The following is a 624-nucleotide window of genomic DNA, read 5'->3' as shown; positions in this document are numbered from 1 at the left end:
AGGGGCTAACGTTATAGGGACAAGTGAATAAGTGCACATGGTGGATGCCTTGGCGATTACAGGCGATGAAGGACGTAGTAGCTTGCGATAAGCTGCGGGGAGCTAGCAAACAAGCTTTGATCCGCAGATTTCCGAATGGGGAAACCCGGCCTTTTAGGTCATTGCATACTGAATACATAGGTATGCAAAGCGAACGCGGCGAACTGAAACATCTAAGTAGCTGCAGGAAAAGAAATCAACCGAGATTCCCAAAGTAGTGGCGAGCGAAATGGGAAGAGCCTGCACGTTTTAGCATGACGCATAGAAGAATCCTCTGGAAATAGGAGCCATAGCGGGTGATAGCCCCGTATTCGAAATGCGATGTGTGGAACTAAGCGTGCGACAAGTAGGGCGGGACACGAGAAATCCTGTCTGAATATGGGGGGACCATCCTCCAAGGCTAAATACTCGTAATCGACCGATAGTGAACCAGTACCGTGAGGGAAAGGCGAAAAGAACCCCGGGAGGGGAGTGAAATAGATCCTGAAACCGTGTGCATACAAACAGTAGGAGCGGACTTGTTCCGTGACTGCGTACCTTTTGTATAATGGGTCAGCGACTTACATTCAGTGGCAAGGTTAACCA

General features: G+C 49.4%; 1 rRNA gene. It reads left to right on the top strand.

The annotated features are described in order from the left end of the window. Nucleotides 1-17: 17 nt before the first annotated feature. Nucleotides 18-624, top strand: a 23S ribosomal RNA gene (locus GEV02_RS32575); the annotation flags it as partial.

It is taken from the genome of Rugamonas aquatica (assembly GCF_009380215.1).
Lineage (GTDB): Bacteria > Pseudomonadota > Gammaproteobacteria > Burkholderiales > Burkholderiaceae_D > Rugamonas > Rugamonas aquatica_B.
This window is presented reverse-complemented; position numbering and strand designations above follow the sequence as displayed.